This is a genomic window from Neorhizobium sp. DAR64872/K0K18 (genome assembly GCF_050500175.1).
Taxonomy (GTDB): domain Bacteria; phylum Pseudomonadota; class Alphaproteobacteria; order Rhizobiales; family Rhizobiaceae; genus Neorhizobium; species Neorhizobium soli.
On sequence record NZ_CP191446.1, the window covers coordinates 3,117,737 to 3,140,480 of the forward strand.

Genomic DNA, 22,744 nt, shown 5'->3' on the forward strand with positions numbered 1-22,744 from the left:
TATTACCCTCTTTCTTTACCTCAGAGCGCTTCCGCGCCCGAAATGATTTCGATGAGTTCCTTGGTGATCTGTGCCTGGCGCTGACGATTGTAGGACAGCGTCAGCTTGTTGATCATGTCACCGGCATTGCGCGTCGCGTTGTCCATTGCAGACATCTGCGCGCCATAGAAGGAAGCGTTGTTTTCAAGAAGTGCACGGAAGATCTGCACTGCGATGTTCTTCGGCAGCAGGTCTTCCAGGATTTCCTGTTCGCTCGGCTCGTATTCGTAGAGTGCGGCAGAACCGGCATCCGGCTGTGCTGCATCCCTGACGTCGAACTTTGCGGGGATTATCTGCTGGGCAGTTGCCACCTGTGCGATAACCGACTGGAAGCGCGCAAAGAAAAGCGTCGCAACGTCGAATTCACCGGCGTTGAACAGCTCGAGCACCTTGTGGGCCACTTCGTCGGCCTGGACGAAACCAAGCTGCTTGACTTCGCGGAAGGTCACGTAGTGGACGATGTTGTCCTTGAACGTACGGCGAAGCACGTCGTTGCCCTTGCGGCCGACGGTCAGGATCTTGACCGTCTTGCCCTGTGCAATCAGCTTCAGTGCATGCTCGCGTGCCAGACGGACGATCGAGGAGTTGAAGCCCCCCGCCAGACCACGCTCGCCGGTCGCAACGATCAGGAGATGAACCTGATCCTTGCCTGTCCCGGACAAGAGAAGCGGTGCTTCGGCATTGCCGGCATTGGCAGCCGTGAGGCTGGCCAATACCTTGGTCATACGCTCCGCATAAGGACGGGCAGCCTCGGCCGCCTCCTGTGCACGGCGCAGTTTCGCAGCGGCGACCATTTTCATCGCCCTGGTGATCTTCTGCGTCGCCTTGACGGAGGCGATCCGGTTTTTCAGATCCTTAAGTGAAGGCATCCGTTATCGGTCCTCGATCTAGATCCGTTTTAGGCGAAAGACTTGGCGTAGCTGTCGAGAGCTGCCTTGAGCTTTGCCTTCGTGTCGTCGGAAACCTGCTTCTCGCTGCGGATCGTTTCGAGAACCGCCTTGCCTTCGGAACGAAGGTAGGAAAGCAGACCCTGCTCGAACTTGCCGACATCGGAAACCGCGATCTTGTCGAGGTAGCCGTTGACGCCCGCAAAGATCACCGCAACCTGTTCTTCGGTCTTCAGCGGCGAGAACTGCGGCTGCTTCAGAAGTTCGGTCAGGCGTGCACCGCGGTTGAGCAGGCGCTGGGTCGAGGCGTCGAGGTCGGAGCCGAACTGCGCGAACGCAGCCATTTCACGATACTGGGCAAGCTCGCCCTTGATCGAGCCGGCAACCTGCTTCATCGCCTTGATCTGCGCGGCCGAGCCAACGCGGGACACCGACAGACCGACGTTCACGGCCGGACGGATACCCTGGTAGAACAGGTCGGTTTCAAGGAAGATCTGACCGTCGGTGATCGAGATCACGTTGGTCGGAATAAACGCCGAAACGTCGTTACCCTGGGTTTCGATGACAGGCAGAGCCGTCAGCGAACCGGCGCCACGCTCGTCGGAGAGCTTGGCAGCGCGCTCGAGAAGACGCGAGTGCAGATAGAAGACGTCGCCCGGGTAAGCTTCGCGGCCCGGAGGACGACGCAGCAGCAGGGACATCTGACGATATGCAACGGCCTGCTTGGAAAGGTCGTCATAAGCGATCAGCGCGTGCTGACCGTTGTCGCGGAAGTACTCGCCCATCGCGCAACCGGCGAACGGAGCAAGATACTGCATCGGTGCAGCGTCGGATGCAGTCGCAGCGACGATGATCGAGTAAGGCAGTGCGCCGCGTTCTTCGAGAACCTTGACGAACTGGGCAACCGTCGAGCGCTTCTGGCCGATAGCCACGTACACGCAGAACAGCTTGTCGTTTTCCGGGCCGTTCTCGTGAATGGCCTTCTGGTTCAGGAACGCGTCGAGAATGATCGCGGTCTTGCCGGTCTGACGGTCGCCGATGACGAGCTCGCGCTGGCCGCGGCCAACCGGGATCAGAGCATCGATGGCCTTGAGGCCGGTCGACATCGGCTCATGAACCGACTTGCGCGGAATGATACCAGGAGCCTTCACGTCGACGCGCGAACGGCGGGTCGCGTTGATCGGGCCCTTGCCGTCGATCGGGTTGCCGAGCGCGTCAACGACGCGGCCGAGCAGTTCCGGACCGACAGGAACGTCAACGATGGCGCCGGTCCGCTTGACGGTGTCGCCTTCCTTGATGTTACGGTCGGAGCCGAAGATAACCACGCCGACATTGTCGGATTCGAGGTTCAGCGCCATACCGCGGACACCGCCCGGGAACTCGACCATTTCACCAGCCTGGACATTGTCGAGGCCGTAAACGCGAGCGATACCGTCACCGACGGACAGAACCTGGCCGACTTCAGAAACTTCGGCTTCCTGGCCGAAGTTCTTGATCTGGTCCTTGAGAATTGCGGAAATTTCCGCTGCACGGATATCCATCAGCCGACCTCTTTCAATGCAAGCTTAAGGGTGGAAAGTTTGGTGCGAAGGGACGTATCGATCTGACGCGACCCGACCTTGACGATCAGGCCACCGAGGATCGACGGATCGATCGTAACGGCGATTGTCACATCCTTGCCGGTGACGCCCTTCAGCGCCGACTTAAGTTCAGTTTCCTGCGCTGGGGTGAGCGCGTGGGCAGACGTTACCTCTGCGGTAACCTCGCCACGATGCTCGGCAGCGATTTGACGGAAGCTACGGATCATGCCCGGCAGAGCAAACAGACGGCGGTTGCCGGCAACGACCTTGATGAAGTTGAGAACGGCACCGGTGATGCCAGCCTTCTCGGCAACGGCTGTCACCGCGTTCTGCTGATCATGGGCGGAAAACACCGGGCTTGCAACCAGACGCCGAAGGTCTTCGCTCTCATCCAGCAACGCCTGAAACCGATCGAGATCGGCGCTGACTTTATCGATGGAACCGGTTTCGAGCGCGAGCTCAAAAAGCGAAGAAGCGTAACGCTCTGCGACACCGGAAATAAGCGGGGACGTGTCAGCCACGGGCACAGTTTCCCTGAATTGCCATCCAAGCGCTGCGACCTTTTTTAGAGGATCAGCAAGACCTTGAAAATATTTGATTTTTAATCAGAACCAGCGGGGCCTCCACCCCACCCTTTCCGACTTTCGCGGTCCGTCTAGCATAGGATGTAGGGACTCGCAACACGGGAGAGGCGGGAAAACGCTCCTGGGACTAGAGCTTGAGTCGTTTTTATGTCGGACTCCGCTGGAATTGACCGCGTCTGAGATGAACGCTCTTGATTGGATAGCTCAGAGATAGCCGAAGACATAGGCGAGCGGGCCGGCTGAAAGGACAACTTGTAGTAGGAAAATCAGCGTGTTTTTCACAGTTGCGCCACGATCGAAAGCAAACGAGACCAGCCTTCCGAATGCCCCCAGACCAAGCACGATGCCGAGCACCATATAGAACCAGTCCTGGGCAAAGATGATCGGCACGACGCCGAGGCCGACATACTGAGCGCCGGCGGCCCGCACCGATCCGTAACCCTCCGGCCGGACATCGCCGACACGGAACGCCGAAAGCCGCAGGCAGGGGCCGGGAAACAGGAGGATGAGGAGCCCGATGAGAGCCGTCGCGGCAGCGCAGACAAACGCCAGCTGCTCGCCGGTCTCGGTGGGGAAATACAGTTCCATGGAATCCTCGAATCGTTCTTGTGCGGCGATTTTATCGAAAGCGGTAAACAACTCGCAAAGATAGGATCAGAGAAAACTCTGAGGATCGATATCGAGCTGGATCTGCACCGTACCACGGACCTTCGGGCCGGCAGACATCATCGCCTTCAGGAAAGCCTGCATGTCGGAATTGCGCCGTCCGTGCACCAAAAGCCGGAATCGATGGCGGCCGCGTACCAGCGCGAGCGGCGCTTCAGCTGGACCAAGCACGGAAATCCCGGTCACCCTTGGTGCGGCCGCGCGCAATCCCCGTGCATGGGTTTCCGCATCGGCGCGCGTATCGGCCGAGACGATCAGCGACGCAAGCCGCCCGAACGGCGGCAGGATCGCCTTTTCGCGCTCTGCGATCTCACGCTCGTAGAACGCGCCCGCATCGCCTGAGACGATTGCCTGCATGACGGGATGCTGCGGCTGGAACGTCTGGATCAGGCCATGGCTCTTCAACCCTGTTCGCCCGGCGCGGCCCGTTACCTGGCTGAGCAACTGGAACGTCCTCTCGGCCGCCCGCGGGTCGCCGTTCGACAGGCCGAGATCCGCATCTACGATGCCGACCAGCGTCATCAGCGGAAAGTTGTGGCCCTTCGCCACCAGCTGCGTGCCGATCACGATATCCACATCGCCCTTGGCGATCGCGTCGAGCTCCATCCGCAACCGCTTCACGCCGCCGAGCAGGTCCGACGACATGACGATGGTGCGCGCTTCCGGGAAATGCTTCTCCACCTCTTCCGCGATCCGCTCCACGCCCGGCCCGCAGGCGACGAGGTGGTCGAACGTCCCGCATTCCGGGCAGGCTTCCGGCGTATGTTCGTGATAGCCGCACTGATGGCACTGGATCTGGTTTCTGAAGCGATGCTCCACCAGCCAGCTCGAACATTGCGGGCACTGGAAGCGATGGCCACAGACGCGGCAGAGCGTCAGCGGCGCATAGCCGCGACGGTTGAGGAACAGCAGCGACTGCTCGCCACGCTCCAGCGCCTTCTTCATGCCGCGCAGGAGAATGGGCGAGAGGAACCCACCGCGTTCCGGCGGATGGCGGCGCATGTCGACGAGATGCAGGTCCGGCAGTGCTGCATCACCAAAGCGGGTCGGCAGGTGGACGGTGGTATAGCGCCCGGAGAGCCCGTTGACCTGGCTTTCCACGGAAGGCGTTGCCGACACCAGCACGATCGGGAAATCGCCGATGCGGGCCCGCACCACCGCCATGTCGCGGGCATTGTAGAAGACGCGGTCCTCCTGCTTGTAGGCAGGGTCGTGTTCTTCGTCGATGACGATCAGCCCCAGATCCTCGAACGGCAGGAACAGAGCCGAACGGGCCCCGGCAACCACCCTCACCTCGCCCGTCACGACGCCGCGCCAGACCTTTTCGCGGATACGGGGGAAAGATCCGAATGCCATTCGGCAGGCTTTGCCCCGAACCGCTGCTCGAACCGATCGAGAAAACTCGACGTGAGTGCGATTTCCGGCAACAGGATCAGAACCTGCTTGTCTTGTCGGAGCGCCTGGGCGATCGCCTCAAAATACACTTCCGTCTTGCCTGACCCGGTGACGCCATCGATCAGCGAGGCGGCAAATCCGCCAGCGCGGACAGAAGCGACGATCTCTTCGGCCGCGCCTTTCTGAGGTCCCTCGATCCGGGGTGCCGTGTAATCCGGGTCTGGCCGTGCCACGACCGGCGGCGGCGGCAGGAAAATCGTGTCGAACACACCCTGCTTGATCAATCCGTCGACGACGCTCAGGGACACGCCGGCCGCATGCGCAAGGCCGCTGCGGGTCCAGGGCGCTTCCTGCTCCTTCGCAAGGTCGAGCACCCGGGTTCTAGCCGGTGTCAGTCGCGCCGGCTCGCCGCCGATAAAGCGCAGCCCCTCCACCATCGGTTCCGGATCGAGCGCAGCCGGAGCCCGGATCGCCATGCGGGCCACGAAACCCGGCGGCGACAGCGTGTAGGCCGAGACCCAGTCGACGAAATCGCGCATCTCCTTGGAAAGCGGCGGGCAATCGAAAGCGAGCGTGATCGGCCGCAGCTTCTTCGGGTCGAGCGTGCTGTCGTCTGCGCCATCCCAAACGACGCCGATCATCTGGCGCGGACCGACCGGCACCTGCACCACCGAACCGGGCACAACAGTCAGTCCCTCGGGCACGGCATAGCTATACGGACCCGGCACCGGCAAAGGCACCAGGACCGGCACGACGGCCGCGACGGGCTTATCGAGGAGCGAACCGAACAGGTCGGACGAATCTGTGTCCATGGCGGGACCATGCCCAAAACCGGAACGAAAGGGAACCGCTGTTTGGCGCTCCCCGCCGTTGACGACACACATCGCGGCGTGAAATTTAGGTTGTATCGTAAATAAATATTAACTATAGGTAGAGTCCTAACCGGAGTGGGGGCTACGGATGTTCTGCAAGTCGATGACGACGCTTGTCGTGCCTGCTATTCTGCTGGCCAGCTGCAATATTCATCCTCTGCCAGAGAATTTCTCCAAGCCGGATACGACCTACCAGATTGTCGCCAAGGTGCGCTGCGAGGCGCGCGATGCCATCCGCGAGATCGCCACGGGGCTACTGCGCGAATACGGATCCCCGGCGGAGAAGCAGCTCTCCGCAGAGCTTCTAGCCGGGACGGTAACCTATGCCGATGCTTTCACACGCCGCTACAGCCCGGACATCAGTCTCTATTTTGACCGCTATGCCAAGTCGTTCATCGCGTACGACTTTCAGCTCAACATGACGGAAATGGACAGCCACGGGTTTTCGTTGGGCCTGCTCAACCCGTTCTCGAACGGCACCCGCAGTCTCGGACTGGGCAGCAGCGTCGATCTGTCCCGCCAGAACAACCGCAGCTTTCGCGTTACGGATGAATTCGCGAAGCTGGCGACTGAGGTCAACGACCTATACTGTGCCCCGAAAGCGAGAGGCGGCAACCTCATCTACCCGATCGTCGGACGGATCGGCTTGAAGGAAACGCTCGAAACATTCGTGTGGCTCAACGAGAAAGGCAATCTCAAAGCCCCGAGCGGCACCGACGTGATCACCATGGCCGATACGCTGGAATTCTCGACCACGCTGAAGGGAAATATCGATCCGAAGATCGAGCTCAACCCGGTGACCTCAGGTGTCACGATATCGAGCCTCGGCATGACGAATTCCGCGTCGCGCATCCACAAGCACCGGCTGCTGTTTGCACTCTCCATGCCGACGCTGACGGAAGAGAAAGAGAAAGAGAAACTGAGACAAAAACCGAAGCCGCAGAAGATGACGCCGACGGCGCCCGCGCGGCCGAGGCAACAGCCTGCGACATCGGCAGTGTCTGCGACCGAAGAGCGGGCGATCAAAGAGCTGGATCGCCAGCAGTATCTACGCCTGAACCGGGGCCTGGAGCGCTTCCTCGAGGACTACTGATTGTGGCGCAAACTGCGCATCGCCGTCGGCTGCGAGAGCGAATACCGTATGCCGCTCCAGCGCCTTGGTGACCTCGACGACGTCACCCTCCAGCTGGTCCGGTTGGATCATGTGTCCGATGGTGAAATCGAACTGGTTGCCCTTCTTGTTGAGGAGTTCATGGAACACCGTCATGTCGCGCAGCTCGGTCGACCATTTGGCAAGCCAGTAGAACAGCCCGGAATTGCGCGCCGTCATGTGGACAGGCAGGATCGGCAGATTGTATTTGCGAGCAAGTCCGACGGCCGAGGTCTTCCACGGACGCTCGTTCAGCCGACCATTTTCCCAATAGGCGATGCGCCCGGATGGGAACAGGATCATCACCTTGCCCTCCTCGACCGCCTTGTTGGTGAGAACCAGCGTCTCGCGGGTCTTGAGCTTGCTCTTGTGATCGTCGCGCCATTCGACGGGAATGATCATTTCGGCAAAACGCGGATTGACCCGCACCGCATCGCGGTTGGCAAACACCATCAGGTCCGGACGGCGCGACTTCAACAGGTCGAACACGGCGACGCCGTCGGCAATGCCGGTCGGATGGTTGCTGACGAGGATGAAACCGCCCTTTTCGGGGATCCGCTCCTCGTTTTTGACCGAAAGCTTCAGCTTCAGATGCGCGCTCAGATATTCGAAACACTGGTAGCCGGACTTCGGCGCAATGTCGTCGGCGAACTCGATCGCCCGGCCGTAGCGCAGCAGCGTGTAGAGAAACGGACGCATGACCGGCCAGAACGGACTGCCGACGATCCGCTTGCCCCGCTCGGCGATGAGCGTATCGACGATGTGGCCCGGACGCCCTTGAGATACGCGTGCGATGGCTTCGGCGACCTGGCCGAAGCTCGTCATGGAATCACGGCGGTCCATTAAAACTCCTTGAAGCGGGTCCCCACTGAAGCAGGCCCGCATGATATTACAATGGCAGAGTTACTGCGCCTTTAGGGATTCCGTAACGTTGCTGGGAGCAATCTGGGGCGGCATGCCACGGAAATCAACGTCGCCCTCATGAACGAACTGCTCATTATCGCTGCCCCCGATCTCCTCGAGAGGCGCCGCGAATGGCTGGAAAGCCTGAGTGGCGAGCGCCGGCTCTCGCCCAACACGCTCGACGCCTATGAGCGCGACACGCGGCAATTCCTGACTTTTCTGACCACGCACCTCGCCGGACCGCCGACGATTGCCGATATCCATACGCTGCGTCCGGCAGACTTGAGAAGTTTTCTGGCTGCACGGCGCCGCGAAGGCTCCGGTGCGCGTTCGCTCGGCCGTCATCTGGCAGGGCTGCGCTCGTTCCTGCGGTATCTGGAGCGCAAGGGACTGGTGAATGCCGCCGCAGCCGGTGCTATCCGTGCCCCGCGTCAGCCGAAATCACTGCCGAAGCCGCTGACCGACACCCAGGCGCTCAACATCGTCACCTCAGAGGCGCAACTGCACGAGGAGCCGTGGATCGCGGCGCGGGATGCCGCCATCCTGACGCTGCTTTATGGCTGCGGCCTGCGCATTTCGGAAGCGCTGGGCCTGACGCCCGCCGATGTCGATGCAGGCGCAACCTCGCTTCGCATTCTCGGCAAAGGTGGCAAGATGCGGATTGTGCCGCTTCTTCCGGTCATCCTCGAAGCTGTCGAAACCTATCGGAAACTCTGCCCCTACCATCTGGACGCCGATGCGCCGATGTTCCGCGGTGCGCGCGGCAAGACACTGCAGCCGGCGATCATCCAGCGCGAGATGCAGAAGCTCAGAAGCGCGTTCAACCTGCCGGACAGCGCCACGCCGCATGCGCTGCGCCATTCGTTTGCGACCCATCTTCTCGCCGGAGGCGGCGATCTGCGCACGATCCAGGAACTGCTGGGACATGCCAGCCTTTCCACCACGCAGGTCTATACGGGCGTCGATACGTCGAGACTGCTCGAAGTCTACGACCGCGCCCACCCAAGGGCATGAACCCATCCTTAACCACATCGGTTAAGCAGCTGTTCGAGCCGTGCCGCTAGGGTGATCCCAACAATTGGGACTGATGACATGATCCGCAGCATTTTCGCCGTCACAATCCTTCAACGCGCCCAGACGGCGGCGCTTTGGTTGCTTGCCGCCCTGCACGTTCTGCTGCTGGCCTCGGTCTGTCTCGTGATCACATCGCTTGCCGCCCGCGCAGAAACGGCGGCCTGCACCGGGCGGGACCTGATCGCGGAGATGAAGGCCAACGATCCGGCCGCCTATCGGCAGGTTGTCGCAGAGGGCGAAAAAATCCCCAACGGCCGCGGCATCTTCTGGAAAATCGAGAAAGCCGGCCTCCCCCCGTCCTACCTTCTCGGCACCATGCATGTGACCGATCCACGCGTTCTGAAAATGCCTGAGGGCGCCGATGCCGCGCGCGCGGAAGCAAAGACCATCGTGGTCGAATCGGACGAAGTGCTCGACGAGCAGAAGGCGATGGCGGGCATGCTGTCCAAGCCTGAGCTGACGATGTTTACCGATGGCAGCTCGATCGAGAGCCTGCTGACGAAGGACGATCTCGCACTTCTCAGCGATGCCCTGAAACAGCGCGGCGTACCGCTGGCCGCCGTTTCACGCATGAAGCCCTGGCTACTGATGGGCCTCGTCTCGATGCCCGCCTGCGAGATGGCCCGCAAGACCCAGAACACCCCTTTCCTCGACAAGCAGCTGGCGCTGGATGCGGCGAAAGCCGGCAAGTCGGTGAAGGGGCTCGAAACCTTTGCCGAGCAGCTTTCGACGTTGGCTGCCATTCCGGTCGATATCCACATGAAATCGCTGATCGAAGCGATCAAACTCGGTCCCAAGCTGGACGACGTGTTCGAGACGATGACCGGGCTCTATCTCTCCGGCGACATGGGCATGACCATCCCCTTCCTGAAGACCGTCGTGCCTGAGGGCGAGGACGATGATAGCGGCTATGCCGAATTCGAGGAACTGGTGGTGCGCAAGCGCAACCTGCTGATGGCCGAACGCGCAGCACCCATCCTCAACGAAGGCAGCACCTTCATCGCCGTCGGCGCACTGCACCTGCCGGGCGTTGACGGTCTCGTCGAGCTGTTGCGCAAGCAGGGTTTTACAGTCACCGCTGTGAACTGAGCCCTCTGGCGAGGGACGTACACCCGTCAACCGGACACAAAAAAACCGGCCCTGTTACGGGGCCGGTTTTCCGATGCGATATTGTCGCCGATCACATATGGATCGGCTTGGCAAAGGTCGCGAGTGCGGCTTCCTTCACGGCTTCCGACAGGGTCGGGTGAGCGTGGCAGGTGCGGCCGAGATCTTCGGACGAACCGCTGAATTCCATCAGTACGGCAATCTCGTGGATCATGTCGCCGGCGCCGAAGCTGACGATGTGGCCGCCGAGAACGCGATCGGTTTCCTTGTCGGCGAGGATCTTGACGAAGCCGTCGGTGGCGAGCATCGCGCGGGCGCGACCGTTCGCCGTGAACGGGAACTTGCCGACCTTGTAGGCGATGCCTGCAGCCTTCAGCTCTTCTTCCGTACGGCCGACCGATGCCACTTCCGGCTGGGTGTAAACGACAGACGGGATGACGTCGTAGTTCACGTGTCCGTGCTGGCCGGAGAGGATTTCTGCGAGAGCGACACCCTCGTCTTCGGCCTTGTGGGCCAGCATCGGGCCCTTGACCACGTCGCCGATCGCGTAGATGCCTGCAACATTGGTTTTGTAGCCGCCGTCGATTTCGACACGACCGCGATTGTCGAGCGCAACGCCTGCTTCTTCAAGGCCAAGGCCTGCGGTGAAGGGCTTGCGGCCCGTGGAGATCAGCACGACATCGGCCTCCAGGCTGACGGCATCGCCACCCTTGACCGGCTCATAGGTAACCTTGGCGCCGGCTTCCGTCTTCTCGACGCCTGTGACCTTGGCTTCGGTGCGGATGTCCATGCCCTGCTTGGCCATCATGCGCTGGAACTGCTTGGAAACGTCCGCATCCATCGAGCCGAGCAGCTTGTCGAGATATTCGATGACGGTGACCTTGGCGCCGAGACGCGACCAGACCGAACCGAGTTCCATGCCGATCACACCGCCGCCGACGACGATCATGTTGGCCGGGACCTTGTCTAGCGTGAGACCGCCCGTCGAGGAGACGATGACCTTCTCGTCGATCTCGACATTGACGCCCGGAATGCCGGCGATGTCGGAGCCGGTGGCGATGACGATGTTCTTCGTCTCGATTTCCTGGACCTTGCCGTCGTCACCGGTGACCGAAACCTTGCCGGCCGAAACGATCTTGCCGGTGCCGATGAAACCGTCGATCTTGTTCTTCTTAAACAGGAAGGCGACGCCATCGGTGTTCGACTTTACCGTCGCATCCTTGTGGGCCATCATCTTCGAAAGGTTCAGCGTCGGTGCCGGAACCTCGACGCCGAGTTCTTCCACGCCATGCGCCACATGCGCAAACATTTCCGAAGCATGCAGCAGCGCCTTGGAGGGAATGCAGCCGATGTTAAGGCAGGTACCGCCATAGGTGGACCGCTTTTCGACGACAGCGACCTTGAGGCCGAGCTGGGCCGCCTTGATTGCGCAGACATAGCCGCCCGGGCCGGATCCGATTACGACAACATCATAAGCCATCAGACTATCCTTTTGATTGAGCAGGAGGCGGTCACACGAACAGTGCGATCATCATCAGCGCGAGGCCGACGAGGCTGACCAGCCATACAAGCGAGCGGACATAGGGAATGCCCTTGAGATAAAGTGGAATGTAGACGATCCGCGCCACCAGCCAGACCGCAGCTCCGAACAGGCCAAAGCCCGACGAATCCCCGGTAAGGATCATCGCCAGCAGAAGGCCGATAAAGGCGGGATAGGTTTCCTGGTAGTTTCGCGAAGCACGGGCCGCACGACCGGCCATCACGCTCTGGGGTTCGTTGTCGCCGTCCCGCGGACCGGCATTCCATGCCGTGCCGCGATCCTTGGTGGCGAAATTCCCCTGCAGCAGAATATGCACGAGAAGCAGGACGACGCTCAGGCACAGAAGTACCAGAAGATAGGTCGCATTGGCTGAAGCGGCGTCCATTTTGCTCTCCGCAAATTACAGATCGAGAACCAGACGTTCCGGATCTTCGAGGCTTTCCTTGACGCGCACGAGGAAGGTGACCGCCTCCTTGCCGTCAACGATGCGGTGATCGTAGGACAGCGCCAGATACATCATCGGACGGATCACGACCTGACCGCCGATCGCGACCGGACGCTCCTGGATCTTGTGCATGCCGAGGATACCCGACTGCGGCGCGTTGAGGATCGGCGACGACATCAGCGAACCGTAGACGCCACCATTGGTGATGGTGAACGTGCCGCCCTGCATGTCTGCCATCGACAGCGTACCGTCGCGGGCAGCCTTGGCGAGACGACCGAGTTCCTTTTCGACGCCGGCGATCGAGCGCTGGTCGGCATCGCGGATGACAGGAACGACGAGGCCCTTGTCGGTACCGACGGCCATGCCGACGTGGCAGTAGTTCTTGTAGATGAGGTCAGTGCCGTCGATCTCGGCGTTGACGGCCGGCAGTTCCTTCAGCGCGTGCGTGACCGCCTTGGTGAAGAAGCCCATGAAGCCCAGCTTCACGCCGTGCTTCTTCTCGAACACGTCCTTGTAGCGGTTGCGAAGATCCATCACGGCCTTCATGTCCACCTCGTTATAGGTGGTGAGCATGGCGGCGGTGTTCTGGGCATCCTTGAGGCGCTTGGCGATGGTCTGGCGCAGACGCGTCATCTTCACGCGCTCTTCGCGCGATGCATCGTCAGCCGACGAGACCGGGCGGGGAGCAGCCGGAACCGAAGCCGGTGCGGCAGGAGCCGCCGGGCCCTTGGAAATGGCAGCGATCACATCGCCCTTGAGCACCTGACCGCGCTTGCCGGAACCGTCGACATCCGAAGTGGAGATGTTGTTGTCGGCAGCAACCTTGGCGGCAGCCGGTGCTGGCGGCATGGACGATCCGCCGGCAGGCGCTGCAGCAGGTGCCGGGGCAGCAGCTGCGGGTTCGGCAGCCTTCGCCGGAGCAGCTTCGGCCGGCTGTGCAGCAGGAGCGGCAGTGCCGGCAGCAGCACCGCCAGCCGAGATCTGGCCGAGCAGTGCGTCGAGGCCGACGGTCTCGCCGTTCTGGGCGACGATCTCTGTCAGAACGCCGGAGGCTGGGGCTGGGACTTCGACGGTAACCTTGTCGGTTTCCAGTTCGACCAGCGGCTCATCGGCCTTGACCGTGTCGCCAACCTTCTTGAACCAGGTGCCGACGGTTGCCTCGCTAACGGACTCGCCGAGGGTAGGGACGCGGATTTCGGTGGCCATGATCTATTTTCCGTGTTTGTCAGATATCGTTTCGGAGCAATTGGTGGAGACGGCTGAAAATCAGCCGCCGAGAGCGTCTTCGAGGAAGGCTTCCAGCTGTGCCAGATGCTTCGACATCAGGCCGGTTGCAGGCGATGCTGCCGCCGGACGGCCAGTATACCGGACGCGCTGATACTTGGCATCGATATGCGCCAGAACCCATTCCAGATACGGATCGATAAACGACCACGAACCCATGTTCTTCGGCTCTTCCTGGCACCAGACCATTTCCGCATTGCGGAAGCGGCTGAGCTCGTTGATGAGCGCCTTGGCAGGGAACGGATAGAGCTGTTCGATGCGCAGCAGGTAGATGTCGTCGATGCCGCGCTTTTCGCGCTCTTCCAGCAGATCGTAATAGACCTTGCCCGAGCACATCACGACGCGACGGATCTTCGCATCCTTCTGCAGCTTGATCGGACCGTCCTTGATCATCTCCGCGTCGTCCCACAGCAGACGGTGGAACGAGCTTTCGCCCGCCATTTCCGCCAGCGTCGAGGTCGCGCGCTTGTGGCGCAGCAGCGACTTCGGCGTCATCAGGATCAGCGGCTTGCGGAAGTCGCGCTTCACCTGACGGCGCAGGATGTGGAAGTAGTTTGATGGCGTCGTGACGTTTGCGACCTGCATGTTGTCTTCGGCGCACATCTGGAGCCAGCGTTCCAGGCGGGCGGAGGAGTGCTCCGGACCCTGCCCTTCGTAGCCGTGCGGCAGAAGGCAGACGAGACCCGACATGCGAAGCCATTTGCGTTCACCCGACGAGATGAACTGGTCGAACACGACCTGCGCGCCGTTGGCGAAGTCGCCGAACTGGGCTTCCCAGAGCGTCAGCGCGTTTGGACGCGCCAGCGAGTAGCCGTATTCGAACCCGAGCACTGCCTCTTCCGACAGCATCGAGTTGATGACTTCGTACTTGCCCTGGCCAGCCTGAAGATTGGAAAGCGGGATGTAGCGCTCTTCGGTTTCCTGATCGTAGAGAACCGAGTGACGCTGCGAGAACGTGCCGCGTTCGCAATCCTGACCCGAGAGACGGATCTTCGTGCCTTCGACGGTCAGCGAGCCGAACGCCAGCGCTTCCGCCATGGCCCAGTCGATACCTTCACCGGTCTCGATCATCTGCGCACGGTTATCCATGAAACGCTTGATCGTGCGGTGGGCGTTGAAACCTTCCGGAATGGTCGAAAGCTTGCGACCGATCTCTCTCAGATCCTTGATCGGCATCGCGGTCTTGCCACGACGCTGCTCGTCGGCATTGTCGGCGGAACGCAGGCCGGACCACTGGCCGTCAAGCCAGTCGGCCTTGTTCGGCTTGTAGCTCTGGCCGGCCTCGAACTCTGTTTCGAGATTGGCGCGCCAGTCGGCCTTCATCTTCTCGAATTCGCCTTCGGTGATGACACCTTCGCCGATCAGACGTTCGGCATAGATCTCCGCCACGGCCTTGTGCGCGCGGATGACCTTGTACATTTTCGGCTGCGTGAACGCAGGCTCGTCGCCTTCGTTATGGCCGAACCGGCGGTAGCAGAACATATCAACCACGACCGGCTTGTGGAACTTCATACGGTATTCGATGGCGATCTTGGCCGCGTAGACGACCGCTTCCGGATCGTCGCCGTTGACGTGGAAGATCGGTGCCTCGATCATCTTGGCAACATCAGACGGATAAGGCGACGAACGCGAGAAGCCAGGATTGGTGGTAAAGCCGATCTGGTTGTTGATGATGACATGCATCGTGCCGGCCACGCGGTGGCCGCGCAGACCCGACAGGCCGAGAATTTCAGCCGTCACGCCCTGGCCAGCAAAGGCCGCATCGCCGTGCAGAAGCAGCGGCAGAACCTTGGCGCGCTCGGACAGCGGAATGATGTTGTCCTTGTCCCAGACCTTGGTCAACATGTCCTGCTTGGCGCGGGCCTTGCCCATGACGACAGGGTTGACGATTTCGAGGTGAGACGGGTTGGCAGTCAGCGACAGGTGAACCTTGTTGCCGTCAAATTCACGGTCCGACGAGGCACCCAGATGGTACTTCACGTCGCCCGAACCCTCGACTTCGTCGGGCTTGAACGAACCGCCCTTGAACTCGTGGAACACGGCGCGATGCGGCTTGCCGAGGACGTTGGTCAAGACGTTCAGACGACCGCGGTGGGCCATGCCGAGGATGACTTCCTCAAGGCCTTCCTGACCGCCGCGCTTGATGATCTGCTCCAGCGCCGGGATGAGCGACTCGCCGCCATCCAAGCCGAAACGCTTGGTGCCCTTGAAGCGCACGTCGAGGAACTGCTCGTAGCCTTCGGCTTCGACCAGCTTCGAAAGGATCGCCTTCTTGCCTTCAGGCGTGAACGTGACGCCCTTGGCAGGACCTTCGATACGCTCCTGGATCCAGCCCTTTTCCTCGGGGTTGGACATGTGCATGAATTCGACACCGATGGTCGAGCAATAGGTGCGCTCGAGGATCTCGATCATTTCGCGAACGGACGCGTATTCAAGGCCGAGAACGTTGTCGATGAAGATCTTGCGGTCGTAATCGCTCTCTTCGAAGCCGTAGGACTTCGGCGACAGCTCGTTGTAATCGTCGACCGGGCTCGCGATCCCGAGCGGATCGAGCTTGGCATGAAGGTGGCCGCGCATGCGGTAGGCACGGATCATCATGATGGCGCGCACGCTGTCGCGGGTCGCCTGCAGAACGTCGGTCTGCTGGACCGGCTGGCCGGTCGCCGCGGCGGATGCTTCCGCCTTCGCCTTGACCTTGGTCTCGATCGCCTTTTCGACGATCGGCCAGTTGCCGTCGAGTGCCGAGATCAGATCGCCATTGGCGGGGATCGGCCAGTTCGAACGTTTCCAGGAGGCGCCCTGCGCGGCCTTCTTTACATCTTCGGGGCTGTCTGCCAGCGCCTTGAAGAAGGCCTGCCATTCCTCGGAAAGCGACGTTGGATCACTTTCGTAGCGCCCATAGAGCTGCTCGATATAGGCAGCGTTCGCACCATCGAGGAAAGACGTGATGAGGAACTGTTCGTTGGCTTCTTGCTGTGCCATTGCTTCCCGCGGGCGCCGCGCCCGCCTCCTGACCTGATCGGCACCGGATGAATTGACCGGAAACCGCATTCTCTGACGTATGGCTCGATACCGCTGCGAGCGGCGCCGCTCTTTAATAGACCTACCTGGGGTAGACCTACCCTGGAGCGACTTACCCGCAGGTCGCATGCAGCAACCCGCGGGTCATCTGATGTCTGGTCCATCGCCGTCTATCTATCGGCGATGGGTGACCTTTATGTGGCGTTAGCCCTTGAGGACTTCAACCAGCGTCGTGCCGAGACGTGCCGGCGAAGGCGAAACCTTGATACCGGCTGCTTCCATGGCAGCGATCTTGGATTCCGCATCGCCCTTGCCGCCGGAAACGACAGCACCGGCATGGCCCATGGTGCGGCCCTTCGGAGCGGTCCGGCCGGCGATGAAGCCTGCCATCGGCTTCTTGCGGCCCTTCTTGGCTTCGTCGATCAGGAACTGTGCCGCTTCTTCTTCAGCCGAGCCGCCGATTTCGCCGATCATGATGATCGACTGCGTGGCTTCGTCTGCGAGGAACATTTCCAGGATGTCGATGAACTCGGTGCCCTTGACCGGATCGCCGCCGATGCCGACAGCCGTCGTCTGGCCGAGGCCTTCGTTGGACGTCTGGAACACGGCTTCATAGGTCAGCGTGCCGGAGCGCGACACGATACCGACCGAACCCTTGCGGAAGATCGAGCCCGGCATGATGCCGATCTTGCATTCTTCCGGCGTCAGAACGCCCGGGCAGTTCGGGCCGAGCAGGCGCGAGTTGGAACGGTCGAGGCGAGCCTTGACGCGAACCATGTCCATGACCGGAATGCCTTCGGTGATGCAGGTGATGAACGGGATCTCGGCTTCGATCGCCTCGATGATCGCGTCAGCTGCACCGGCCGGCGGAACGTAGATCACGGACGCATCGGCGCCGGTCTTTTCCTTGGCTTCGGCGACGGTCGCATAGATCGGCAGGCTTTCGCCCTTCGAACCGGTCCAGGTTTCGCCACCCTTCTTCGGATGGATACCGCCGACCATCTGCGTGCCGTAGTAGGCAAGCGCCTGTTCGGTGTGGAACGTTCCGGTCTTGCCGGTCAGGCCCTGAACCAGGACCTTGGTATTCTTGTTAACGAGAATAGACATTATCAGGTCCCCAAATTAGGCTTTGATCGCCGCGACGATCTTCTTGGCAGCATCGTCGAGATCGTCAGCAGCCGTGATCGCAAGACCCGATTCGTTGAGGATCTTCTTGCCCAGCTCGACATTGGTGCCTTCGAGGCGCACGACGAGCGGAACCTTGAGGCCGACTTCCTGAACCGCTGCGACAACGCCTTCGGCGATGACGTCGCACTTCATGATGCCGCCGAAGATGTTGACGAGGATGCCCTCGACCTTCGGGTCAGCCGTGATGATCTTGAAGGCTGCAGCGACCTTCTCCTTGCCGGCGCCACCGCCGACGTCGCAGAAGTTTGCAGGCTCTTTGCCGTACAGCTTGATGATGTCCATCGTCGCCATCGCGAGACCGGCACCGTTGACCATGCAGCCGATGTTGCCGTCGAGCGCCACGTAAGCGAGGTCCCACTTGGACGCTTCGATTTCCTTGGCGTCTTCTTCCGACTCGTCGCGCAGCGCCTTGACGTCGTCATGGCGGAAGATCGCGTTGCCGTCGAACGACATCTTGGCATCGAGAACGCGCAGATGATCGTCCTTCATGACGATCAGCGGGTTGATCTCGAGGAGCGCCATGTCCTTCTCGTTGAAGGCCTTGTAGAGCAGCGGGAACAGCGACTTTGCATCTTCCGCAGCAGCACCCGACAGTTCAAGCGCCGAAGAGATCGCAGCGATGTCTGCTTCAGTCACGCCGGCTTCCGGATCGATCGCGATCGTGTGGATCTTCTCGGGCGTGTCGTGAGCGACAGCTTCGATGTCCATGCCGCCTTCGGTCGAAACGACGAAGGCAACGCGGCCGACCGAGCGGTCGACGAGCAGCGAGCAATAGAGTTCGCGGGCAATGTCGGCGCCATCTTCGATATAGAGGCGGTTGACCTGCTTGCCGGCGTCGCCGGTCTGCGCGGTTACCAGCGTGTTGCCGAACATTTCCTTGGCGTGGCTCTTGGCTTCATCGATCGAGAAAGCCAGGCGAACGCCGCCCTTGGCGTCCGGTCCGAGTTCCTTGAACTTGCCCTTGCCGCGGCCACCAGCGTGGATCTGGCTCTTGACCACGTAAAGCGGACCCGGCAGCTGCTTTGCAGCAGCTTCGGCTTCTTCTGCGGAGAAGATTGCAACACCTTCCGCAACCGGTGCGCCATAACCCTTCAGGAGGGCTTTGGCCTGATATTCATGAATGTTCATCGAGGTATCCTTAAATCCGTGCGCCCGAAGGCGATTACTTCAGCGCAGGCGCGATATTGATGCAGGCTTCGCAGAGAGCCGAAACAGCGCCGACCGACTTCTGGAAGGCAGCTTCTTCGTCCTTGTTGAATTCAACTTCGATGATCCGCTCGATACCACCGGCACCGATGATCGTGGGAACGCCGACATACATGTCCTTCACGCCGTACTGGCCGGACAGGTAAGCAGCGGCAGGCAGAACGCGCTTCTTGTCCTTGAGGAAGGATTCGGCCATCTCGATCGCCGAAGCAGCCGGAGCGTAGTAGGCAGAACCGGTCTTCAACAGGCCGACGATTTCCGCGCCACCGTCACGGGTGCGCTGGATGATTTCTTCGAGACGCTCGGCAGTGACCCAGCCCATCTTGACGAGATCGGTCAGCGGAACGCCGCCGACAGTCGAGTAGCGGGCGAGCGGCACCATCGTGTCGCCATGGCCGCCAAGAACGAAGGCCGTGACGTCCTGGACGGAAACGTTGAACTCTTCCGACAGGAACAGGCGGAAGCGAGCCGAGTCGAGCACGCCGGCCATGCCGACGACCATGTTCTTCGGCAGGCCGGAGAACTTCTGCAGCGCCCAGACCATCGCGTCGAGCGGGTTGGTGATGCAGATGACGAATGCGTTCGGGGCATATTTCTTGATACCGGCGCCGACCTGTTCCATCACCTTCAGGTTGATGCCGAGCAGATCGTCGCGGCTCATGCCGGGCTTGCGGGCAACACCGGCGGTGACGATGCAGACATCAGCGCCTTCGATGGCGGAATAGTCGCTGGCACCGGAAAGCTTGGCGTTGAAGCCTTCGACGGGACCGGACTGGGCAATATCGAGGCCCTTGCCCTGCGGGATGCCGTCAGCAATGTCGAAGAGGACGATGTCGCCCAGCTCCTTCAGGCTGGCAAGATGCGCCAGCGTGCCACCGATCATGCCCGAACCAATAAGTGCAATTTTCTTGCGCGCCATCGAAAAGCTTCCTCTCAAGACTTTACCTGCGTCAAGTCATAGCAGGTTCACGTGCGGCGCCACCGATAGCGCCATATCGGAAAAATCGCAATCGATTATTTCGGAGTGATATTTTTCAATCGGTTAGATATCAATTACCTTACGTAAACGTAAGAACTTCTGTCATGAAAGTGTCAGGCTTCTTGACGCTTTGCGTTGTGCAGAGCGAGGTAATCGGCGCTCCGCATCTCCCAGAGACGGGAGATTGTTCGATCGAACTCGAACCCCTCGGTGCCGCGCTTCTCCAACAAAAGCTGATCCGGTTCGCTGGCGGCGGAGACGTAGAGTCTGACCGAATGGTCGTAGAACGCATCGACGAGATTGATGAAGCGCTTGGTTGCGTTGCGCTTTTCGGGTCCGAGCTGCGGGACGTGCTCAATGAAGACAGCGTCAAAGCGATCGGCGATCGCCAGATAGTCCGACGCGCCTAGCGGTTTTTCACACAAGTCCGAAAAGCTGAACCGTGCAGCCCGGCCGGACGCCAGCGGCACTTTGATGGTGCGACCTTTCATCGGCAACTCGACAGGGCTCGCCTTCTCGCCGTCGATCACCTGATGCCAGGTGTTTTCGATCGCGAGATCCGCTTGGGGGCTGAGAGGCGTCACATAGACGGGAAGGCTCGCCAGCTTCTGCATCCGGTAGTCTGTTGGCGAGTCCAGCGTGACGACATCCACGTAGCGGCCGAGCAACGCGATGAACGGCGTGAACAGACCGCGGTTGAGGCCATCCCTGTAAAGATCGTCGGGGGCTACGTTCGAGGTCGCGACGAGAACGCATCCAAGGCCGAACAATTCCGTGAACAGACGTGCAAGGATCATGGCATCGGTGATATCGGTCACCGAGAATTCGTCGAAGCAGAGAAGTTCCGCTTCTGCGAACAGGGCCGCAGCGATCGGCGGCACCGGATCTGCCTGTTTCGTCTCTCCGCGTTTCAGCTTTTGACGGTGCTCGTGGATACGTCCATGCACGTCGGCCATGAATTCGTGAAAGTGCAGACGCCGCTTTTTTGCGATGGATGCCTTCTTGAAGAACATGTCCATCAGCATGGTCTTGCCGCGACCGACGCTGCCATGCACATAAAGTCCGCGGATTTCCCGCGGCTTGCCGCCACCGCGGGCAAACAGCCAGCCGAGTGCACTCGTCTTCTTGGCTGGCTTCGTGTCTCTGAAGCATTTGAGAATGTGGTCGAGCTTGGCGGCCACCTGCATCTGCGCAGTGTCCGGAGTCAGCACCCCGGACGCCGCCAGTGCCTTCAGCTCTTCACCGACGCTCGATGTGTAGTCCGGGATCGGCTCCACCCTGCCGCCTCCGCAGACCGTTTACCGGCTGAGACCGAGAGGCTGGCCCGAATTGGTGGTGCCGTCGAAACGGGTATCGCCGCTCTTGTAGACGCGGCCGATGACGTCGCCGGCGCGGTTCTTGAACTGAACCATCTTGCCCGACACTTCCCACGAACCCATCGTCGTCAGTTCGCCGGAGCAGCCACGAGTGCCGCCGCGCGATCCGCTGCCGAGATTGGTGAGCGTCAGGAACATGTCGCAGGACGAGCCGCCATTGGCAACGCGCCAGTTGCCGACCATCTGCTGCTTGGTAATATCGAGAGCATTGGCAGGCGCCGCAGCATTCGGATCGACTGATGCCATCTGCTGGCCTCCCTGAGGCGCCGTCGGATATTGGGCTGCACCACCCGGAGGTGGAAGCTGGCCGCCCTGCACACCCTGAACAGGCTGTGCCTGAAGCGGCGCGGGCCGGGAGGGCTGTGCTGGCAGATCAGCATAAGGGGAGGTATTGGACGTCCTCTGGCAACCGGCAAGAGCCAGCGCAAGAACAACGCCTGTCGCCACATATCTGAACTGCATCACAAAACTCCTGCTTTCAGCCGCATCTCTGCATGGAACTGATCCATTCAATTGAGACGGAATTACCGTAAAAGGACTTAGTTAATCAAGTCATACCGGCGCTATTTGGCGAAGGCACGACAACTGTCACGATTACGCGAGCTGTTTTAATCGAAAAATCCCGACCGTGCGTCTGCAGGGTCGGGATACTGTAAGGTTTTACTAGACGCGGCGCTCGACCATCATCTTCTTGATTTCGGCAATCGCCTTGGCAGGGTTCAGACCCTTCGGGCAGGTCTGCGCGCAGTTCATGATCGTGTGGCAGCGATAGAGCCGGAACGGATCCTCGAGATTGTCGAGGCGTTCGCCCTTGGCTTCGTCTCTGGAGTCGATCAGCCAGCGATAGGCCTGAAGCAGAACAGCTGGACCGAGATAGCGGTCGCCGTTCCACCAGTAGCTGGGACAGGATGCCGAGCAGCAGGCGCAGAGGATGCACTCGTAGAGACCGTCGAGTTTCTGGCGGTCGTCGTGGCTCTGCTTCCATTCCTTGGCAGGTGTCGGCGAGACGGTCTTCAGCCAGGGCTCGATCGAGCGGTGCTGGGCGTAGAAGTTCGTGAGATCCGGAACCAGGTCCTTGACCACAGGCATATGCGGCAGCGGATAGACTTTGACCGTTCCCTTCACGTCGTCCATGCCCTTGGTGCAGGCAAGCGTGTTGGTGCCGTCGATGTTCATGGCGCAGGAACCGCAAATGCCTTCGCGGCACGAACGGCGCAGTGTCAGCGTCGGGTCGATATTGTTCTTGATGTAGAGAAGACCATCGAGAACCATCGGCCCGCAATCGTCGATATCGATGTAGAACGTATCGATGCGCGGGTTCTGGCCGTCATCCGGGCTCCAGCGGTAGACGCGGTATTCCCGAACGTTCGTGGCACCGTCCGGCTTTGGCCAGACCTTGCCTTCGGTCATCTGGGAATTCTTGGGCAGAGCGAGTTCAACCATGTTCC

Annotated in this window: 18 protein-coding genes and 1 pseudogene; 3 read left to right on the forward strand and 16 right to left on the reverse strand. The window is 60.6% G+C overall.

Annotated elements, in window-relative coordinates; translation table 11 throughout:
* Positions 1-20: 20 nt before the first annotated feature.
* From ACQY1P_RS20710 to ACQY1P_RS20730, 5 genes and pseudogenes are all read right to left on the reverse strand, one after another.
* Entirely contained in the window at positions 21-908 is an 888-nt protein-coding gene (locus ACQY1P_RS20710) for a F0F1 ATP synthase subunit gamma (RefSeq protein WP_062581712.1), read from the reverse strand.
* 29 nt (positions 909-937) lie between these two features.
* A complete protein-coding gene (gene atpA, locus ACQY1P_RS20715; protein WP_174197129.1) occupies positions 938-2,467 on the reverse strand; it encodes a F0F1 ATP synthase subunit alpha in 1,530 nt (509 codons plus the stop codon).
* The gene (locus ACQY1P_RS20720) at positions 2,467-3,033 is read right to left on the reverse strand and encodes a F0F1 ATP synthase subunit delta (protein WP_062581709.1); all 567 of its coding nucleotides are present in this window, start codon (positions 3,031-3,033) and stop codon (positions 2,467-2,469) included. Before ACQY1P_RS20720 ends, atpA begins: the two co-directional genes overlap by 1 nt.
* A gap of 261 nt (positions 3,034-3,294) precedes the next feature.
* Positions 3,295-3,678 (reverse strand): hypothetical protein, encoded by a 384-nt coding sequence (locus ACQY1P_RS20725; protein ID WP_062462528.1) that lies wholly within the window; start codon positions 3,676-3,678, stop codon positions 3,295-3,297.
* Positions 3,679-3,744: 66 nt separating this feature from the next.
* Positions 3,745-5,963, reverse strand: a pseudogene (locus ACQY1P_RS20730) (primosomal protein N').
* Between the two features lie 148 nt (positions 5,964-6,111).
* Between ACQY1P_RS20730 and ACQY1P_RS20735 the strand changes: the two are divergent.
* Entirely contained in the window at positions 6,112-7,116 is a 1,005-nt protein-coding gene (locus ACQY1P_RS20735) for a hypothetical protein (RefSeq protein WP_430255263.1), read from the forward strand.
* Here ACQY1P_RS20735 and ACQY1P_RS20740 read toward each other — a convergent pair.
* Positions 7,072-8,016 (reverse strand): GNAT family N-acetyltransferase, encoded by a 945-nt coding sequence (locus tag ACQY1P_RS20740; protein ID WP_430255265.1) that lies wholly within the window; start codon positions 8,014-8,016, stop codon positions 7,072-7,074. The two genes, ACQY1P_RS20735 and ACQY1P_RS20740, sit on opposite strands and share 45 nt — an antisense overlap.
* A gap of 138 nt (positions 8,017-8,154) precedes the next feature.
* On the opposite strand from ACQY1P_RS20740, the gene ACQY1P_RS20745 reads away from it, so the two are divergent.
* Both ACQY1P_RS20745 and ACQY1P_RS20750 read left to right on the forward strand, forming a co-directional pair.
* A complete protein-coding gene (locus ACQY1P_RS20745; RefSeq protein ID WP_325265516.1) occupies positions 8,155-9,090 on the forward strand; it encodes a tyrosine recombinase XerC in 936 nt (311 codons plus the stop codon).
* Positions 9,091-9,168: 78 nt separating this feature from the next.
* Entirely contained in the window at positions 9,169-10,239 is a 1,071-nt protein-coding gene (locus ACQY1P_RS20750; RefSeq protein ID WP_430255267.1) for a TraB/GumN family protein, read from the forward strand.
* Between the two features lie 91 nt (positions 10,240-10,330).
* On the opposite strand, the gene lpdA is transcribed toward ACQY1P_RS20750, so the two are convergent.
* The 10 genes from lpdA to ACQY1P_RS20800 all read right to left on the reverse strand — a co-directional run bounded on the left by lpdA (position 10,331) and on the right by ACQY1P_RS20800 (position 22,739).
* The gene (lpdA, locus tag ACQY1P_RS20755; RefSeq protein WP_430255269.1) at positions 10,331-11,737 is read right to left on the reverse strand and encodes a dihydrolipoyl dehydrogenase; all 1,407 of its coding nucleotides are present in this window, start codon (positions 11,735-11,737) and stop codon (positions 10,331-10,333) included.
* A gap of 31 nt (positions 11,738-11,768) precedes the next feature.
* Positions 11,769-12,182: an MAPEG family protein gene (locus tag ACQY1P_RS20760; RefSeq protein ID WP_062581695.1), complete on the reverse strand. Its 414-nt coding sequence runs from the start codon at positions 12,180-12,182 to the stop codon at positions 11,769-11,771.
* 15 nt (positions 12,183-12,197) lie between these two features.
* Entirely contained in the window at positions 12,198-13,448 is a 1,251-nt protein-coding gene (gene odhB, locus ACQY1P_RS20765) for a 2-oxoglutarate dehydrogenase complex dihydrolipoyllysine-residue succinyltransferase (RefSeq protein ID WP_092659326.1), read from the reverse strand.
* A 60-nt stretch (positions 13,449-13,508) separates the two neighbouring features.
* On the reverse strand, positions 13,509-16,508 hold the full coding sequence (locus ACQY1P_RS20770) for a 2-oxoglutarate dehydrogenase E1 component (RefSeq protein ID WP_430255271.1): 3,000 nt from the start codon (positions 16,506-16,508) through the stop codon (positions 13,509-13,511).
* Between the two features lie 243 nt (positions 16,509-16,751).
* On the reverse strand, positions 16,752-17,654 hold the full coding sequence (gene sucD / locus ACQY1P_RS20775; RefSeq protein WP_174197137.1) for a succinate--CoA ligase subunit alpha: 903 nt from the start codon (positions 17,652-17,654) through the stop codon (positions 16,752-16,754).
* A 15-nt stretch (positions 17,655-17,669) separates the two neighbouring features.
* A complete protein-coding gene (gene sucC / locus ACQY1P_RS20780; RefSeq protein WP_113111732.1) occupies positions 17,670-18,863 on the reverse strand; it encodes an ADP-forming succinate--CoA ligase subunit beta in 1,194 nt (397 codons plus the stop codon).
* 34 nt (positions 18,864-18,897) lie between these two features.
* Positions 18,898-19,860, reverse strand: coding sequence for a malate dehydrogenase (gene mdh / locus ACQY1P_RS20785; protein WP_062462492.1), 963 nt, complete (start codon positions 19,858-19,860; stop codon positions 18,898-18,900).
* 173 nt (positions 19,861-20,033) lie between these two features.
* On the reverse strand, positions 20,034-21,197 hold the full coding sequence (gene zapE / locus ACQY1P_RS20790) for a cell division protein ZapE (RefSeq protein WP_062462489.1): 1,164 nt from the start codon (positions 21,195-21,197) through the stop codon (positions 20,034-20,036).
* Between the two features lie 21 nt (positions 21,198-21,218).
* Positions 21,219-21,758, reverse strand: a complete 540-nt coding sequence (locus ACQY1P_RS20795) for a protease inhibitor Inh/omp19 family protein (RefSeq protein ID WP_062462486.1) — start codon at positions 21,756-21,758, stop codon at positions 21,219-21,221.
* A gap of 201 nt (positions 21,759-21,959) precedes the next feature.
* Positions 21,960-22,739 (reverse strand): succinate dehydrogenase iron-sulfur subunit, encoded by a 780-nt coding sequence (locus tag ACQY1P_RS20800; protein WP_062462483.1) that lies wholly within the window; start codon positions 22,737-22,739, stop codon positions 21,960-21,962.
* Positions 22,740-22,744 lie beyond the last annotated feature (5 nt).

Bases quoted from the DNA above. Each gene is read 5' to 3' on its own strand.
- ACQY1P_RS20740 (WP_430255265.1), bottom strand. From the start codon at position 8,016: ATGGACCGCCGTGATTCCATGACGAGCTTCGGCCAGGTCGCCGAAGCC.
- ACQY1P_RS20710 (WP_062581712.1), bottom strand. From the start codon at position 908: ATGCCTTCACTTAAGGATCTGAAAAACCGGATCGCCTCCGTCAAGGCG.
- odhB (WP_092659326.1), bottom strand. From the start codon at position 13,448: ATGGCCACCGAAATCCGCGTCCCTACCCTCGGCGAGTCCGTTAGCGAG.
- ACQY1P_RS20750 (WP_430255267.1), top strand. From the start codon at position 9,169: ATGATCCGCAGCATTTTCGCCGTCACAATCCTTCAACGCGCCCAGACG.
- ACQY1P_RS20760 (WP_062581695.1), bottom strand. From the start codon at position 12,182: ATGGACGCCGCTTCAGCCAATGCGACCTATCTTCTGGTACTTCTGTGC.
- sucD (WP_174197137.1), bottom strand. From the start codon at position 17,654: ATGTCTATTCTCGTTAACAAGAATACCAAGGTCCTGGTTCAGGGCCTG.
- ACQY1P_RS20745 (WP_325265516.1), top strand. From the start codon at position 8,155: ATGAACGAACTGCTCATTATCGCTGCCCCCGATCTCCTCGAGAGGCGC.
- ACQY1P_RS20770 (WP_430255271.1), bottom strand. From the start codon at position 16,508: ATGGCACAGCAAGAAGCCAACGAACAGTTCCTCATCACGTCTTTCCTC.
- ACQY1P_RS20795 (WP_062462486.1), bottom strand. From the start codon at position 21,758: ATGCAGTTCAGATATGTGGCGACAGGCGTTGTTCTTGCGCTGGCTCTT.
- atpA (WP_174197129.1), bottom strand. From the start codon at position 2,467: ATGGATATCCGTGCAGCGGAAATTTCCGCAATTCTCAAGGACCAGATC.
- sucC (WP_113111732.1), bottom strand. From the start codon at position 18,863: ATGAACATTCATGAATATCAGGCCAAAGCCCTCCTGAAGGGTTATGGC.
- lpdA (WP_430255269.1), bottom strand. From the start codon at position 11,737: ATGGCTTATGATGTTGTCGTAATCGGATCCGGCCCGGGCGGCTATGTC.
- ACQY1P_RS20800 (WP_062462483.1), bottom strand. From the start codon at position 22,739: ATGGTTGAACTCGCTCTGCCCAAGAATTCCCAGATGACCGAAGGCAAG.
- ACQY1P_RS20735 (WP_430255263.1), top strand. From the start codon at position 6,112: ATGTTCTGCAAGTCGATGACGACGCTTGTCGTGCCTGCTATTCTGCTG.
- mdh (WP_062462492.1), bottom strand. From the start codon at position 19,860: ATGGCGCGCAAGAAAATTGCACTTATTGGTTCGGGCATGATCGGTGGC.
- ACQY1P_RS20725 (WP_062462528.1), bottom strand. From the start codon at position 3,678: ATGGAACTGTATTTCCCCACCGAGACCGGCGAGCAGCTGGCGTTTGTC.